Annotated in this window: 15 protein-coding genes; 9 read left to right on the forward strand and 6 right to left on the reverse strand. The window is 66.1% G+C overall.

All coding sequences use genetic code 11. The features are described from left to right. The first annotated feature begins 88 nt into the window (after window positions 1–88). Entirely contained in the window at window positions 89–1,465 is a 1,377-nt protein-coding gene (dbpA, locus tag FHY18_RS01935) for an ATP-dependent RNA helicase DbpA (RefSeq protein ID WP_259150637.1), read from the forward strand. Between the two features lie 313 nt (window positions 1,466–1,778). On the opposite strand, the gene FHY18_RS01940 is transcribed toward dbpA, so the two are convergent. Next, window positions 1,779–2,339, reverse strand: coding sequence for an adenine phosphoribosyltransferase (locus tag FHY18_RS01940; RefSeq protein ID WP_259150638.1), 561 nt, complete (start codon window positions 2,337–2,339; stop codon window positions 1,779–1,781). A gap of 92 nt (window positions 2,340–2,431) precedes the next feature. Next, the gene (locus FHY18_RS01945) at window positions 2,432–3,988 is read right to left on the reverse strand and encodes a YdiU family protein (RefSeq protein ID WP_259150639.1); all 1,557 of its coding nucleotides are present in this window, start codon (window positions 3,986–3,988) and stop codon (window positions 2,432–2,434) included. A 281-nt stretch (window positions 3,989–4,269) separates the two neighbouring features. Between FHY18_RS01945 and FHY18_RS01950 the strand changes: the two genes are divergently transcribed. Next, window positions 4,270–5,145, forward strand: coding sequence for an alpha/beta hydrolase (locus tag FHY18_RS01950; protein WP_259150640.1), 876 nt, complete (start codon window positions 4,270–4,272; stop codon window positions 5,143–5,145). A gap of 125 nt (window positions 5,146–5,270) precedes the next feature. Here FHY18_RS01950 and FHY18_RS01955 read toward each other — a convergent pair whose 3' ends face one another. Next, window positions 5,271–5,969: a glutathione S-transferase gene (locus FHY18_RS01955; protein WP_259150641.1), complete on the reverse strand. Its 699-nt coding sequence runs from the start codon at window positions 5,967–5,969 to the stop codon at window positions 5,271–5,273. Between the two features lie 350 nt (window positions 5,970–6,319). After that, a complete protein-coding gene (locus tag FHY18_RS01960; RefSeq protein ID WP_005923176.1) occupies window positions 6,320–6,535 on the reverse strand; it encodes a cold-shock protein in 216 nt (71 codons plus the stop codon). Window positions 6,536–6,803: 268 nt separating this feature from the next. Here FHY18_RS01960 and FHY18_RS01965 point away from each other — a divergent pair, with 268 nt between their 5' ends. The 4 genes from FHY18_RS01965 (at window position 6,804) to FHY18_RS01980 (ending at window position 11,370) form a co-directional block, all read left to right on the forward strand. Beyond that, the gene (locus tag FHY18_RS01965) at window positions 6,804–7,289 is read left to right on the forward strand and encodes a YaiI/YqxD family protein (protein ID WP_259150642.1); all 486 of its coding nucleotides are present in this window, start codon (window positions 6,804–6,806) and stop codon (window positions 7,287–7,289) included. 56 nt (window positions 7,290–7,345) lie between these two features. Next, window positions 7,346–7,894: a YaeQ family protein gene (locus FHY18_RS01970; RefSeq protein ID WP_014503075.1), complete on the forward strand. Its 549-nt coding sequence runs from the start codon at window positions 7,346–7,348 to the stop codon at window positions 7,892–7,894. Further along, window positions 7,891–9,072 carry an NAD(P)/FAD-dependent oxidoreductase gene (locus FHY18_RS01975; RefSeq protein ID WP_259150645.1) on the forward strand — a complete coding sequence of 394 codons (1,182 nt, stop codon included), beginning with the start codon at window positions 7,891–7,893 and terminating at the stop codon, window positions 9,070–9,072. Before FHY18_RS01970 ends, FHY18_RS01975 begins: the two co-directional genes overlap by 4 nt. Before the next feature lie 228 nt (window positions 9,073–9,300). Beyond that, window positions 9,301–11,370, forward strand: a complete 2,070-nt coding sequence (locus tag FHY18_RS01980) for an EAL domain-containing protein (RefSeq protein WP_259150646.1) — start codon at window positions 9,301–9,303, stop codon at window positions 11,368–11,370. A 226-nt stretch (window positions 11,371–11,596) separates the two neighbouring features. On the opposite strand, the gene htpX is transcribed toward FHY18_RS01980, so the two are convergent. Continuing rightward, window positions 11,597–12,475, reverse strand: a complete 879-nt coding sequence (gene htpX, locus FHY18_RS01985) for a protease HtpX (RefSeq protein ID WP_259150647.1) — start codon at window positions 12,473–12,475, stop codon at window positions 11,597–11,599. Window positions 12,476–12,572: 97 nt separating this feature from the next. Between htpX and gluQRS the strand changes: the two genes are divergently transcribed. From gluQRS to phaR, 3 genes are all read left to right on the forward strand, one after another. Beyond that, window positions 12,573–13,472, forward strand: coding sequence for a tRNA glutamyl-Q(34) synthetase GluQRS (gluQRS, locus tag FHY18_RS01990; RefSeq protein ID WP_259150648.1), 900 nt, complete (start codon window positions 12,573–12,575; stop codon window positions 13,470–13,472). Window positions 13,473–13,556: 84 nt separating this feature from the next. Next, the gene (locus FHY18_RS01995) at window positions 13,557–14,297 is read left to right on the forward strand and encodes a beta-ketoacyl-ACP reductase (RefSeq protein ID WP_259150649.1); all 741 of its coding nucleotides are present in this window, start codon (window positions 13,557–13,559) and stop codon (window positions 14,295–14,297) included. 159 nt (window positions 14,298–14,456) lie between these two features. Then, a complete protein-coding gene (phaR, locus tag FHY18_RS02000; protein WP_259150650.1) occupies window positions 14,457–15,026 on the forward strand; it encodes a polyhydroxyalkanoate synthesis repressor PhaR in 570 nt (189 codons plus the stop codon). Between the two features lie 55 nt (window positions 15,027–15,081). On the opposite strand, the gene FHY18_RS02005 is transcribed toward phaR, so the two are convergent. Next, the gene (locus FHY18_RS02005) at window positions 15,082–16,044 is read right to left on the reverse strand and encodes a TraB/GumN family protein (RefSeq protein ID WP_259150651.1); all 963 of its coding nucleotides are present in this window, start codon (window positions 16,042–16,044) and stop codon (window positions 15,082–15,084) included. Between the last annotated feature and the right edge of the window lie 12 nt (window positions 16,045–16,056).

Genomic DNA, 16,056 nt, shown 5'->3' on the forward strand with positions numbered 1-16,056 from the left:
CGGGAATCGGGAATGGTGAATCGGGAATGGAAAAGCCTCGCCGTTGCGATTCCCGATTCCCTACTCCCGATTCCCGCTAAAATGCGCCATGAACGAATTCTCCGCGCTGCCGCTGTCGCCGGCCCTGGTCCCCGGCATCGACGCCCTTGGCTACACCGTCCTTACTCCCATCCAGGCGCAAAGCCTGCCGCCGATCCTGCAGGGGCTGGACGTCATCGCCCAGGCGCCGACCGGCAGCGGCAAGACCGCCGCCTTCGGGCTGGGCCTGCTGCAGAAGCTCGACCCGGCGCTGACCCGCGCGCAGGCGCTGGTGCTCTGCCCCACGCGCGAACTGGCCGACCAGGTCGGCAAGCAACTGCGCAAGCTGGCCACCGGCATCCCCAACATGAAGCTGGTGGTACTGACCGGCGGCATGCCACTAGGCCCGCAACTGGCCTCGCTGGAAGCGCACGACCCGCAAGTGGTGGTCGGTACGCCCGGCCGCATCCAGGAACTGGCCCGCAAGCGCGCCCTGCACCTGGGCGGGGTCCGCACGCTGGTGCTGGACGAGGCCGATCGCATGCTCGACATGGGTTTCGAAGAACCCATCCGCGAGATCGCCAGCCGCTGCGACAAGCACCGCCAGAGCCTGCTGTTCTCGGCCACCTTCCCGGACATCATCCGCACGCTGGCGCGCGAGATCCTCAAGGACCCGATCGAAATCACCGTCGAAGGCGCCGACAGCGCGCCGGAAATCGACCAGCAGTTCTTCGAGGTCGACCCGACCTATCGGCAGAAGGCCGTCGCCGGCCTGCTGCTGCGCTTCAGCCCCGAATCCAGCGTGGTGTTCTGCAATACCCGCAAGGAAGTGGACGAGGTGGCCGGCTCGCTGCAGGAATTCGGTTTTTCAGCGCTGGCGTTGCATGGCGACATGGAACAACGCGACCGCGATGAAGTGCTGGTGCGTTTCGTCAACCGCAGCTGCAACGTGCTGGTGGCCAGCGACGTGGCCGCGCGCGGGCTGGACGTGGAAGACCTGTCGGCCGTGGTCAACTACGAGCTGCCCACCGATACCGAAACCTACCGGCATCGCATCGGCCGCACCGCGCGCGCCGGCAAGCACGGCCTGGCGCTGAGCCTGGTGGCACCGCGCGAAGCGGCGCGTGCGCAGGCACTGGAAGCCGAACAGGGCCAGCCGCTGAAGTGGTCGCGTGCGCCGCTGGCCACCGCCCGCCCGGCGCAGCTGCCGCAGGCGGCGATGACCACGTTGCGGATCGACGGCGGCAAGACCGACAAGCTGCGCGCTGGCGACATCCTCGGCGCATTGACCGGCGAAGCCGGACTCTCTGGCGCGGCGATCGGCAAGATCGCCATCTACCCCACCCGCTCCTATGTCGCCATCGCCCGCGCGCATGTCGCCAAGGCGCTGACGCACTTGCACGCAGGCAAGATCAAGGGACGCCGGTTTCGGGTCAGCAAGCTCTAAGCAACAGTCGCAGCCTGCGCGGGCGCACGAACCTTGCAGCGGTGCTGGCCGAGTCCAGCGAGTCTTGCTACACAGGAGGCGGCCGGTGCAATGCCGGCCGCGTGCCAGGCGTTGCTGGCGTGACGCCGTTGCATGCACCGGCAACCCGCGCCTGTCGCAAGGCACGATCAAGACCGACCAAACGCACACCAGCGATGAGCGCTTGGCAGGCAGCCGAGCATGGCGGAAAGCCGCGATGCAGGTGCGTGCGGCACAGTCCGAACACCGATCACGTCGACCTTCCGCCAAGCGCGCTCAGCTCGGTCGTCCGACCTCAGTAAGCCAAGGTCGCCAGCAGCGGCACATCGTTGGCCCATTTCTCGCGGCCCTGCAGCGCCTTCAGCTCGACCAGCACCGCCGCACCGACGACCTCCAGCTCCAGCTGTGCGGCCAGCGCCAGCGCGGCACGCAGCGTGCCGCCGGTGGCCAGCACGTCGTCGACAATCAGCACGCGCGCGCCGCGCGGCAGCGCGTCTTCATGCATTTCGATGCGATCGGTACCGTATTCCAGCGCATATTCCTGGATCAGCGTCCGCCCGGGCAGCTTGCCCGGCTTGCGCACCGGCACGAACCCGGTGCGCAGTTCGCGTGCCAGGGCTGCCCCGAGGATGAAGCCGCGCGCCTCGATGCCCAGCACCGCATCCAGCGGCGTGGTGCGCCAGGGCTGCGCCATTTCATCCAGCGCAGAGGCAAAATCCGGGCCGTCGGACAATAGCGGCGTGATGTCCTTGAACACGATCCCTGGCTTGGGAAAGTCGCCAATGTCGCGAATCCGTTCCGACCAGTGATTGGGGCCGGAGGCGTTGCTGCCGGCGCAGCGGGTACAGTCTGTCATGGTGGGATGGCGTCGTTGCCAGTGGGGACAGCCGTATTCTAGGCTGCGCAGCCCTTGGCGCGGCAGTTACAGCGTCCGTGCGTCTGAGCGCGTCAGGAACTGCAGGACAGCATCGAACACCCGGCGCGATCGCGCGCCCACTCCGGCCGGCGGGCTGCGAACGCGGCATTGCCGGGCTGGTCGTCATAGGGCCGGCGCATGACCTCCAGCAAATCCTGTACGCCCGATGGATCGCCCTGCTCGGCCTTGTCGATCGCCTGCTGCGCCAGGTAATTGCGCAGCACGTAACGCGGGTTGGCCAGGCGCATCCGCTCGCGCCGTTGTTCCGGCGACAAGCTGTCCTGCTGCAACCGGAGGGCATAGCGCTGCAGCCAATCGTGCAGCTGCGGCGCATTCGCCTGGCGCTTGTCGTCGTCGTAGAACGCATCGCGCAGCAACTGCGGATCCGGATGCTCGGGTGTGACGTCGAGCAAGGCGCGGAAGGCCAGCGTCATGTCCATTTCCGCGTCGCGCATCAGCGCGCGCAGTGCATCGATCAGTTGCAGGTCCTCGTCGCGGCACTCGGCCAGCCCCAACTTGGCGGCGGTGTCGTTGCGGTCGCAGGCCAGATATGTATCGCGAAAGCGATCCAGCCCCTGTTGCAAGGCAGCGGCGTCGGCGAACAGCGGCGCCAGCGCCTGCGCCAGCCGGCCCAGGTTCCAATACGCCACCTGCGGCTGGGTGCCGAAGCGATAGCGGCGGCCCTGCGCGTCGGTGGTGTTCGGGGTCCAGTCCGGGTCGTAATCGTCGACCCACCCATACGGGCCGTAGTCGATGGTCAGGCCCAGGATCGACATGTTGTCGGTATTCATCACCCCGTGCACGAAGCCCACCCGCATCCAGTGCGCCACCATCACTGCCGTGCGTTCGCAGACCTGCGCGAACCAGGCTGCGTACAACGCCTCGCCCGTACCTTGCAGTTCGGGGAAATCGCGCGCGATGGTGAAGTCCGCCCATTGCCGCAGCAGCGCCATGTCGCCGCGCACGCTCGGCAATTCGAAATTACCGAAACGAACGAACGATGGCGCCACCCGGCATACGATCGCTCCCGGCTCCCGCTGCGGCCGGCCGTCGTAGAACATGTCGCGCACCACTGCATCGCCGGTGGTCACCAGGCTCAGCGCACGCGTCGTCGGCACGCCCAGGTGATGCATCGCTTCGCTGCACAGGAATTCGCGAATCGACGAACGCAACACGGCCCGGCCATCGGCGCCGCGCGAATACGGCGTGGGGCCGGCCCCCTTGAGCTGCAATTCGTGGCGCCCGCCATCCACACCGACCGCTTCGCCCAGCGAAATCGCCCGGCCGTCGCCCAGTTGGCCGGCCCAATGGCCGAACTGGTGCCCACCGTAGTTGACCGCCCATGGCTGCATGCCCGGATACAGCGCATTCCCGCCAAAGACCTCGGCAAAGCGCGTGCTGGCAATCTCGGCCGCATCGAACCCAAGCAGCTGCGCCATCTCCGGCGAGTAAGCCAACACGCGCGGTGCGGCGACCGGCGTCGGCAACACCGACGACCAGGCCGCGCCGACCTCGCGACGGCGCGGCCCGTGCTCCGGGTCGCCGGGCAACTGCTGGCGCAGGCGATTATCAAAATGCAGGTCTGTCATGCGCCAAGCCTAGGCCAGCGACGGTGAACTTGGCATGGGCGGCCGCCGCATCCGCGCTGGCGGGCGCCTCGTATTCTCCACTTCGCATGCCGACACCAAGCGAGCTCCTCCTGCACATGCTGGCGACAACAGATCAACGCTAATACGCAGCGCCATCGCCACGCTCCCGTAGCTGCGACGCAGTTGCGGATGCCACCACCGAACAAGGCGGAACGATTCAACACGCGTCGCCCGTCATCAGCCGCCTGGCTCCACACCTCTTCCCTCAACCGACATCGCCCATGCCTCTTCGCGCCTCCCGCTGGATCCGTCCCGCCATCCTGCTGCTTGGCTCCCTCACGTTGACGGCCTGCAGCAGCGTGTTCTTTGGCGGCATCAATGCCGTCTCCAGTCGCGAGGGCGTCGTCGAACATCCCAACCAGGTGTTCGATCCGGAGCACGGCCTGGCCCTGGATGTCTACCAGCCACGCGGTGCGGTGGGTGCACCAGTGGTGGTGTTCTTCTATGGCGGCACCTGGAAACGCGGCAAGCGCGCCAACTATCGCTGGATGGGTGAGGCCCTGGCCCGTCAAGGTGTGGTCGCAATGGTGGCCGACTACCGCAAGTACCCGCAGGTGGGGCTGCAAGGCTTCATGGCCGACGCCGCCCGCGCGACCGCATGGAGCGCCCGGCATGCGCGCGAATATGGCGGCGACCCCAAGCGACTGGCGGTGATGGGGCATTCGGCCGGCGCCCATATCGCCGGTCTGCTGGCGACCGATGGCCACTGGCTACAGGCGCAAGGCCTTCAGCCCCAGCAGCTATGCGGCTTTGTCGGCCTGGCCGGCCCCTACGATTTTCTTCCGATGACCGACCCCGAACTTGTCGAGATCTTCGGCACCTCGCAGGACGAGCAGGCCAGGTCGCAGCCGGTCCTGCATGTCGACGGCAACGAGCCGCCGATGCTGTTGTTGCATGGCGATGCCGACCGCGTCGTTGAGCCACAGAACAGCACCGCGCTGGCTTCGGCCATGCGTGGCGAGGGCAAAAACGTACAGGTCAAGCTCTACCCAGGAGTCGGCCACATGGGTCTGGTGCTCGCCTTCCGCAAGCCGCCGGCCGACTCGCCGGAACTGCGCGACACCCTGCACTTCCTTCGTCAGTGCCAGGCACCCTGAGGTGGGGCTGGCGCACGTCATGCACCGCTGAATAACTGCTGCCCCGGCAAGCCCGCTGGCTCAGCAGGCGCCGCCGCTACAGCAACCACGTGGCTGGCAACGTCATGCCGTTGCCGGCCCTGGCATCAGTCGTTGCTATTGCGGCCCATCAGCGCATAGGGGCCACCCTTCTTCAGTGCAGCCTGGTACGCAGGGCGCGCCTCGATCCGCTCCAGGAACGCGCGCAATTGCGGGTAGCTCTCCAGCCCGCCGCCGCGCGCGGCGGCAGCCTGCGCCGGAAAACTCATCTGGATGTCGGCAGCGGTAAAGCGTTCGCCGGCAAACCAGGCGTTGGCCTGCAGCGACTGTTCCATCCAATCCAGATGCAACTTCACCTGCGGGCCGACAAAACCCGACATCGCCTTGTCCACGATGGCACGCGCGATGGGCTTGGCAAAGAACGGCATCGGCGCGCTGCGGATACGAGCGAAGATCAGCGTCATCAGTAGCGGCGGCATCGCCGAGCCTTCGGCGTAGTGCATCCAGTAGCGGAACTGCTGACGTTCGGGTGAGTCGATGGGGCGTGCAGGCGGCGACAACGCGCATTCGGTGTCGTAGCGCTCGGTCAGGTAGTCGAGGATGGCGCCCGACTCGGCGATGGTCAGGTCGCCATCGACAATGATCGGCGACTTGCCAAGCGGGTGGATCGCGCGCAACTCCGCCGGGGCCAGCATGGTCTTGGGATCGCGCTCGTGGCGCACGATCTGGTAAGGCAGTGCCAACTCCTCGAGCAGCCACAGCACGCGCTGCGAACGGGAGTTGTTGAGATGGTGAACAGTGATCATGGCAAGCGGCCGCACACGGAAAGCGTCATCCTAACCATCCGGACGTCGTTGCCGTGCGCAAGCCGTGCCGCGGCCGCGATGTAGTGCGCCGCGCAGTGGCCCAGCCATTTGCCTGCTCGCGGCGAGCAACGCTCCACATGCGGGCCGGCGTCTGTTGCAGGCGGTGCCACGTAGTCGATGACGCCGGGACGAAAATTCGGCAGGCCGCAGAAATCACCCACGGCCTGGATGCAGAAGACCAGCCATCTCCGATGACACAAGCCCCGCTGCACGGGGTACGCAGCGGACAATAAAAAACGCCGGCCGCTTGCGCGACCGGCGTTTTTGGCAACCCTAAGGTTGCAGACGGATTAGACCGCCTGCACCTGGTCAGCCTGCATGCCCTTCTGGCCCTGCACGGCGACGAAGGTGACCTTCTGGCCTTCCTGCAGCGACTTGAAGCCGGTGCCCTGGATGGCACGGAAGTGCACGAACAGGTCCGGGCCGCTTTCCGGGGTGATGAAGCCGAAGCCCTTGGCATCGTTGAACCACTTCACGGTACCGCTCTGACGTGATGCATCTGACATTTTACTAACTCCTGAACTATAGATGGATAAATCGCAGCGTCCGAAAAGCCGGAGCTGAGACTGAGTTGCAGGCGTTGGTAAAGCGGAACGATGAAGCGAGATCTGTAACGATCCGGCTGCACCAGGCCACGATTCACGGTGACCCTTGCAAACACAGTGCGTGCACAGTACTCGTGTTTTCGGCAAAAAGCGACACCTTGCGTCAAATCTTTTGCCGTCAGGCCAAATCCGACTGTCTGTCGGGCCCATCCCCATCCACAATCACTCGATGAATACGCCTCCAGCACCGAGACGCGCGCAGATCTGGGTCGATGCCGATGCCTGCCCTGCGGTGATCCGCGACATCCTGTTCCGCGCCGCAGCACGCACCGGCATTGCCGTGACCCTGGTCGCCAACCACTATCTCAGTACGCCTTCCCTGCCCCATGTACGCGCCTTGCAGGTGCCCGGCGGCCCGGACGCGGCCGACGATGCGATCGCCGAACGGGTGGCCGCGGGTGACCTGGTGGTGACCCAGGACATCCCGCTGGCTGCGCGCGCGCTGGAAGCAGGCGCCGCGGCGGTCGGGCTGCGCGGCGAAGCGTTCACCAGCAACACCATCGCCGAGCGCCTGTCGGTGCGAGGCTTCATGGAAGAGCTGCGCGGTGCCGGCATCGCAACCGGCGGGCCAGCGGCGCTGCATGCCCGCGATCGTCAGGCCTTCGCCGCCCAGCTGGACCGCTGGCTGGCTGGGCAACCACGCGCGCGGACGTAACGCGCCGTAGCTGGGACGGGCGCGTATCATGAGCGCCCTTTGCAATCGGCATCCTGATGGCCCTCACCGCCACCGTCCGCAGGGCGGAGCTCCAGATCAGCGACATGGACCGCGGCTACTACGCCAACCATTCGCTGACCCTGGCCCAACACCCTTCCGAAACCGACGAGCGCCTGATGGTGCGCCTGCTCGCGTTCGCCCTGTTCGCCGATGACCGCCTGGAATTCGGCCGCGGTCTCAGCAACGACGACGAGCCCGACCTGTGGCGGCGCGACTACACCGGCGACCCGGACCTGTGGATCGACCTCGGCCAGCCCGATGAAAGCCGCGTGCGCAAGGCCTGCAACCGCTCGCGCGAAGCGGTGGTCATCGGCTACGGCGGTCAGGCTACCGAGACCTGGTGGAAGAAGCACGCCAACGCCATGGGCCGGCACCGCAACCTGCGCGTGATCGAACTCGACTCCCAGGCCACCGAAGCGCTGGGCGCGCTGATCCAGCGCGGCATGCGCTTTGATGTGATCATCCAGGACGGCGAAGTGCAGATGCTGGCCGACCACGGCAGCGTCACCCTGACCCCGATGGTGCGACAAGCGCCGGCCGAATGAACATGCGGTGCGACGTGCTGGTCATCGGTGCCGGGGCTGCCGGCCTGATGAGCGCCTTCACCGCCGGCCGGCGTGGCCGTCAGGTACTGGTGCTGGACCACGCCAACAAGGTCGGCAAGAAGATCCTGATGTCCGGCGGCGGGCGCTGCAATTTCACCAATACCGGGACCGCGCCAGGCAACTTCATTTCCGCCAATCGCCATTTCTGCAAATCTGCGCTGGCGCGCTACAGCCCGGGCGATTTCGTCGAGCTGGTGGAGCGCCATGGCATCGCGTATCACGAAAAAGAGCTGGGCCAGCTGTTTTGCGACATCTCGTCCAAGCAGATCGTGCGGCTGCTGCTGGACGAGTGCGAGGCGGCCGGGGTGCAGATCCACACCCAGTGCGAGGTGCGCTCGGTCCGTCGCGACAGCGACGGTTTCACGCTCGACACCAGCCTGGGGCGCGTGCAGGCGCAATCGCTGATCGTCGCCACCGGCGGGCTGTCGATACCCAGCATGGGCGCCAGCGGCTTCGGCTACACCCTGGCCAGACAATTCGGCCATGCGCTGCTGCCGACGCGCGCCGGGCTGGTACCGCTGACCTTGAGCGGCAAACATCAGGAACGTCTGCAGGACCTGTCCGGTCTCGCCCTGCCGGTGGAAGCGCACTGCAACGGCGCCAGCTTCCGCAACTTCATGCTGCTCACCCATCGCGGCGTCAGTGGGCCGGCGATCCTGCAGATCTCTTCGTATTGGCAGCCTGGCGACGACTTGCGGCTCGACCTGCTGCCGGGACACGACGCGGGCGCGTGGCTGCGCGAGCAGAAACAGCAGCGCGGCGCCACCGAGCTGCGCAATGTGCTGGGCGATGTGCTGCCGCGACGCTTTGCGCAACGCCTGTGCGAGGTGTGGTTGCCGGACAAGCCGGTGCGCCAGCTGGATCCGCCGCAGTTGCAGGGCGCGGCCGAGCTGCTCTCTGCCTTCCCGCTGATCGCCAGCGGAACCGAGGGCTACCGCACTGCTGAAGTCACCCTCGGCGGTGTCGATACGAATCAGGTCTCCAGTGCGACCATGGAGTCGCGGCTGGTGGCTGGCCTGTACTTCGTCGGCGAAGTGCTGGACGTCACCGGCTGGCTTGGGGGATACAACTTCCAGTGGGCCTGGGCATCCGGCCACGCCGCCGGCAGCGCAGCCTGATCACGCCGCACGGCATTGCGCAGCACCGACTGCGTACGCAGTGAGCGATGCAGCGTGATTGCCGTGGCGTCCGCGAGGATCGACGCACCAAGGCCCGGTCGCGGCCCTGCGCGAGTTCACCGGCGGCCCATTACTTGCGCCACGTCTCACACTGGATGCGGCATGATCCACACACATGGACGTGCCAAACCCCTTCGTGTATTAAAGCCCGTCTCCAGGGAGCCGCGCATGCAAAAAGGCAAAGATCTCACCCTCCGCCTGATGATCGTCGATGACAGCGTGGAGAGTGCCGAGACCATCGTCACCGCGCTGCGCAACGGCGGCATCGCGGTACGTCCGTCGCGGCCGCAAAACCAGGAGGAACTGGCCAGCATGCTGTCGGGCCAGATCGATCTGGCCATCCAGGGCCAGGCCCAGCAGGTGCCGATGAGCGCGCTACAGGCGCAGATCGCCGGCAGTGGCAAGGACATTCCGATCATCCTGCTGGCCGAGCGCATCGAGGAAAATGCAGTGGTCGAGGCCGCTGCGCATGGTATCCGTGCGATCGCGCTGCGCCAGCGTCCGGAACATCTGCTGGCCCTGGTGCGTTCGGAGTGGGCCGACCTGCAGGCGCGTCGCGGCCTGCGCCGCATCGAAGCGCAGATGCGCGAAACCGAGCGGCGCTGCGATGCGCTGATCGCCTCCTCGCGCGACCCCATCGCCTACGTGCACGAAGGCATGCATATCCGCGCCAACGAGGCCTATCTGGAGATGTTCGGCTTCGAGTCGTTCGACGATGTCGAGGGCGTGTCGTTGCTGGACATGATCGCCGCGCAATACGTGGACGACTTCAAGCAACTGCTCAAGGCCATGGCCAAGGGCGAGCCGCCGCCGGCGCAGTACAAGGTCGACGCACGCCGGCTGGAAGGCGACACCTTCCCGGCGACGATGGAATTTGCCACCGCCACGTATGAAGGCGAGCCGTGCATCCAGGTGGTGTTCCGCCGCCGCGAGGAGTTCGACCCGGAACTGGCGCGCGAGGTCGAAGACCTGCGCCAGCGCGACCAGGTCACCGGCCTGCTCAACCGCCCCACCTTCATGGTGGCGCTGGAACAGGCGGTGGCGCGCGCCGGCCGCAGCGAAGGCCAGTCCGGCTTCCTGCTGATCGAGCCGGATCACTACAGCCGCATCCTTCCCGAGATCGGCCTGGACTCGGCCGACGCCTTGATCGCGGCCATGGCCGCGCACGTGGCCGGCATCGTCGATGAGAGCGTGGTGGCTGCACGCTTCGGCGAGCACAGCTTTGCCCTGTTGCTGGACGGCAACTACGCACGTACCCACGCGCTGGCGGAAACGGTGCGCGATGCATTCGCGCAGCATGTTTTCAGCGTCGGCTCGCGCTCGGCCACGGTCACGGTGAGCATTGGCGGCGTGCAGATCGGCGAAAAGATCGCCAGCATCGGCCAGGTGCTCAATCGCGGGACCGAAGCGGTGCGTACCACTGCCGAACTCGGCGGTAACGCGGTCAGCATCTACGACCCGGCCGCTGCCGACCGGGCCGAGGAAGAGCGCATCGAGCGTTGGGTCGCGCAGCTGCGCGAGGCGCTGGTCGGCGATGGGTTCCTGCTGCATTACCAGCCGGTGCTCAATCTGCAGGGCGAGCCGCTGGAGCTGTATCAGGCGTTCCTGCGCCTGGATCGCAACGGCGAGATGATGTCGCCGAATGCCTTCATGGCCATCGCCGAAGAGCACGACCTGATCACCGAAATCGACCGCTGGGTGGTGGCGCGCGCCATCCGTCAGCTCGGCGAGCGGCAACGTGCGGGACACACTACGCACCTGCTGGTGCGCATCGGGCCGAACTCGTTCTCCGACCCGCAGATGATCGACACCATCCGCGAGCAGTTGGCGGTGTACGGCGTGCCGGGCGAGCGCCTGTGGTTGCAGACGCCCGAATCGAAGGTGTTTACGCATCTGCGTAATGCGCAACAGTTTCTGGCGGCGGTGTCGGCGATGGGCTGCAAGGTCGGGCTGGAGCAGTTCGGTTCGGGTCTGGATTCGTTCCAGCTGCTCGCGCATTTCCAGCCGGCCTTCCTCAAACTGGACCGCGGCATCACCGGCGACGTCGCCTCGGCGCGCGAGAGCCAGGAAAAGATCCGCGAAATCACCTCGCGCGCGCAGCCGGCCGGCATTTTGACCGTGGCCGAATTCGTGGCCGATGCGCAGTCGATGAGCAGCTTCTTCAGCGCGGGCGTGGATTATGTGCAGGGAGATTTCGTCGCACCCACCGGCCCGCTGATGAACTACGAATTCGGCTGATCCAACCGAAACCGGTCACACAGAACAACAAAAAACCCGCAATGCGCGGGTTTTTTGTTGTCTTTCAACCCGATACCTGGTCGACCGGTTTCCGCCCAGGTCATGCAGCGGGCACTGTTTGGTTGAACCTGGGCGGCACGCTCATGTGGCCGTTGCACCAATGACCGATGCTGATTGCTGCAGCGGCTTCCGCATCACACGGAGCCGCCGCGATCTCGGATGCCGCTTACAGTGCCGCAGCATTGGCCGCCCGCAGCGCGGTGATGCGCTCGCTCAGCGGCGGGTGGCTCAGGAACAGGCGACGCAAGCCGTCGCCGACGCCACCGGAGATGCCGAACGCCTGCACCTGCGAGGGCAAGGTGCTCTGGCCATGGTTGAGCGACAGCCGCTCCAGCGCGGCGATCATCTTGTTGCGTCCGGCCAGCTGCGCGCCACCGGCGTCGGCGCGGAACTCGCGGCGGCGCGAGAACCACATCGCGATCATGGTCGCGAACATGCCGAGCAGCATCTCCAGCGCGAACACGATGATGTAGTACGCAAAGCCGCGGCCGCCCTCGCGGTTGCCCGACAGGGCACTGTCGATGACGCCGCCGACCACACGCGCCAACACGATCACGAAGGTATTCAACACACCTTGCAGCAGCGCCATTGTCACCATGTCGCCATTGGCGACGTGGGCGATCTCGTGGCCGAGCACTGCCTCGGCTTCGTCCTGGCTCATGTTCTGCAGCAGCCCGGTGGAGACCGCGACCAACGCATTGTTGCGATTGGCGCCGGTCGCGAAGGCATTGATTTCCGGGCCCTCGTAGATCGCTACTTCCGGCATGCCGATGCCGGCGGCCTGCGCCTGACGCCGCACCGTCTCCAGCAACCAGCGCTCGGTCGGTGTGCGCGGCTCGGTGATCACCTGCGCGCCGGTGCTGCGCTTGGCCATGAACTTGGACAGCAGCAACGAGACGAACGCGCCGCCGAAACCGAAAATGGCGCCCATCACCAGCAGGCCGCTCATCTGTGCGGAATTGACGCCCAATACCGACATCACAATGCTGGCGAGGAACAACACCGCCAGGTTGGTCAGCAGGAACAGGAAAATGCGGTTGAACATGACGCGCTTGCTCCACTCATCGGGGGTGACCTGCTGCGGATCTGCGGCCGTCGCGGCTTGAAATCAAGCAAGCACCTGACCGACGATTCAGCTGTCTATGCCACACCCTCCCTACCGCGGCCGCTTCGCGCCCTCCCCGACCGGCCCCCTGCACTTCGGCTCGCTGCTGGCGGCATTCGGCAGTTGGTTGCTCGCCCGTCATGCCGGTGGGCAGTGGTGCGTGCGCATCGAGGACATCGACCCGCCACGCGCCGAGCCGGGCGCGTCCGAACGCCAGCTGCACAGCCTGGCCGCGTTCGGGCTGACATCCGACCTGCCGGTGATCCGGCAATCGGACCGCGATGCGCACTACAACGACGCAATCGCCACACTGCTGGCGAGCGGGCTGGCGTTCGAATGCAGCTGCAGTCGCGCCGATCTGGCCCGGATGGGCGGTATCCACCACACCTGCGTGGCGGCGCTGGGCGACCGGCGCGCGGTGCGCCTGCGCGTGCCGCCCCAGGGCCCGGTCGGCTTCGACGATGCGCTACAAGGCCACGTACGGCAGGACGTCTACGCCGACGTCGGCGATGTCGTGCTGCGTCGCGCCGATGGCTACTGGGCTTACCAGTTGGCGGTGGTGGTGGACGATGCTGCGCAGGGCATCACCGATGTCGTACGCGGCGCAGACCTGCTCGACTCCACCCCGCGCCAACTCCTGCTGCAACGCGCCCTGGACTTGCCCCAGCCACGCTACCTGCACCTGCCGCTGATCCTGGATGCCGATGGCCGCAAATTATCCAAATCGCACGGCGCGCCCGCACTGGACGACACCGACCCGTTGCCGGCGCTGCATGCCGCCTGGCAGGCGCTGGGCCAGCCGCCGTCGGCCCTGCCGCAGCAGGGAGGCATCGATGCGTTGCTGCGGCATGCCGTGCAGCATTTTTCGCCCGAGCTGCTGCCGCGCACCGCCACCCTGGGCAGCGATGGGCGCGCATCGCTGCCCGGGCGTGACTAGAATTGCGACCCAGCACCGGCATCCGGGCGCGGCGTCTGCGCCGGCACCCCGATCCTCCGGCCTTCCCCGCTTAATGGAGTCGTCATGACATCTCGCGTCGCATTGGTCACCGGCGGCACCGGCGGTATCGGTACCGCCATCTGCAAGCGCCTGGCCGACCAGGGCCACAAGGTGGCCAGCAACTTCCGCAACGACGAAAAGGCGCGCGACTGGCAGCAGCGCATGCAGGCGCAGGGTTACGCATTTGCCCTGTTCCGTGGCGATGTAGCCTCCTCCGAGCATGCGCGCGCCCTGGTCGAGGAGGTGGAGGCATCGCTGGGGCCGATCGAGATCCTGGTCAACAATGCCGGCATCACCCGCGACACCACCTTCCACCGCATGACCGCCGAGCAGTGGCACGACGTCATCAACACCAACCTCAATTCGGTGTTCAACGTCACCCGCCCGGTGATCGAAGGCATGCGCAAGCGTGGCTGGGGCCGGGTCATCCAGATCAGTTCCATCAACGGGCTCAAGGGCCAGTACGGCCAGGCCAATTACGCCGCGGCCAAGGCCGGCATGCACGGTTTCACCATTTCGCTGGCGCGCGAGAACGCCGCCTTCGGGGTCACCGTCAACACGGTCTCGCCCGGTTACGTGGCCACCGACATGGTCATGGCGGTGCCGGAAGAGGTACGCGCCAAGATCGTGGCCGATATCCCCACCGGGCGGCTGGGCCGCCCGGAAGAGATCGCCTACGCGGTGGCATTCCTGGTGGCGGAAGAGGCTGCCTGGATCACCGGATCCAATCTGGACATCAACGGCGGCCACCACATGGGCTGGTAACGTTTGCTGCAACTTTGCGGTGCAGCATGGATTTTGCATAAAAACCATGCTGCGCAACATTTTTAATGTGTCCGCTTAAGCAAATAAGGCCGTTTGGCTGTTGCAACCGCTGCTGCGCTGCGCCATCCTGCGCGCACTATCAGTGTGAGTGAACGTTCCATGGCCGGACTTCGCATCATCAAGAAGTATCCCAATCGCCGTCTCTACGACACCGAGATTTCCAGCTATATCACCATCGAAGATGTGCGCCAGTTGATCATCGACGGCGAGGAGTTCGAAGTCCGCGATGCCAAGAGTGGCGAAGATTTAAGTCGTGCCGTCTTGCTGCAGATCATCGCCGACCGCGAACAGGACGGCGAGCCGATGCTCTCCACCCAGTTGCTGAGCCAGATCATCCGCTTCTACGGGGACTCGCTGCAGGGCTTCATGGGCAATTACCTGGAACGCAGCATGCAGGTGTTCCTGGACCAGCAGCAGCAGTTCCGCCAGCAGATGGGCAACCTGCTCGGGCAGACCCCGTGGGCGATGATGAACCAGCTCACCGAGCGCAACCTGGAGTTGTGGCAGGAATTCCAGCGCAACTTCGGCGCCGGTTTCGGTCGTCCGGGCGGCCCCGGCACGCCGCCGACGCCGCCTGGCGCCGGCAGCATGGGCAGTGGCCCGATGGGCACCGGCACGCACGGTGGCGCATCAAGCAGCACCACCGGCAAGGCACGCAACCGCGGATGAGCTCGCTCCTCGCGCCTTCCAGCCTGAGCGGCTGGAGGCGCGACCAGACGCTTGATTAGTGGCCGGCCTGCTGCGCGCAGGCCGAGCACATCCGCTGCACGTGGTAGCCACGCGCACGCAAGCGCTCCACGACTCCGTCGTTGCCCAAAAGATGCAGGGCGCCCACCACCACCAGGGTGGTTCCACTGTGCTTGCCCAGCTGTTTTTCCAGCCGCGGCACCCAACGCGCATTGCGCTCGACGTTGATGTCCTGATACAGCGCCGGATACTGACGGCGCATGTCTTCGGCCATCTGCGTCGATAGCGTGTGCACGTCGCCATCGCGCCAGGCCGCATGCAGCCGACGCAGCTGATCGGTGGTATCGGCCTCGTCCAGCGCCTCTTCCAGCAGCTGATGCTGCTCGGTGGGCGACATGCCATCCAGCAGGGCGATCTGTTCTTCGGCGCGCTCCAGGCCGTCGGCGGGCTTGCCCCTGGCCTGCGCCTGATCCATCAGGTAATGATCCAGGCCCGCGTTCGGGTCCATGCCTTGCCGGGTCATTTCGGCCAGGCTGACCGACAGTGCGACGAACCACGGTTTGAGCGACTGCAAGGCATCGATCGACATGCCGTACTTGCGCGCGTAGGCACTGAGTGCCTGCCAGGTCTTTGCATCCAGCACATCCTGCAGAGTGCGACCATCGGTGCGTCGTGCCACTTGCAGCATGCGGGTGGCCAGCTGCGGCGATTGCGCATCGGACGGCGGCAGCTCGAACAGCAGACGGTCGGCCTTGGCGAATGCCTGCATCACATCCGGCGACAGCGGGTAATCGCTGGGTTTGAGCACGTGGAACGAGCCCAGCAGGTAGAGCGTGCCGCCCTTGCCATCGACCTTCCACAGCAGCGGCACCGGCGGGCCGGCAGGCGCCCGGTCGGCACCACGCGCCCAGGCCGGTGCCATCCCCCCACCCCACAGCGCCAGACCGATCATCGCCCCGCCGCACCACGCGGCAACACGCGCGCGCAGGCGCACGCTCATCGCATCACCTCT

Origin of the sequence: Xanthomonas sp. 3793, from assembly GCF_024806835.1 — a bacterium.
GTDB lineage: Bacteria > Pseudomonadota > Gammaproteobacteria > Xanthomonadales > Xanthomonadaceae > Xanthomonas > Xanthomonas arboricola_F.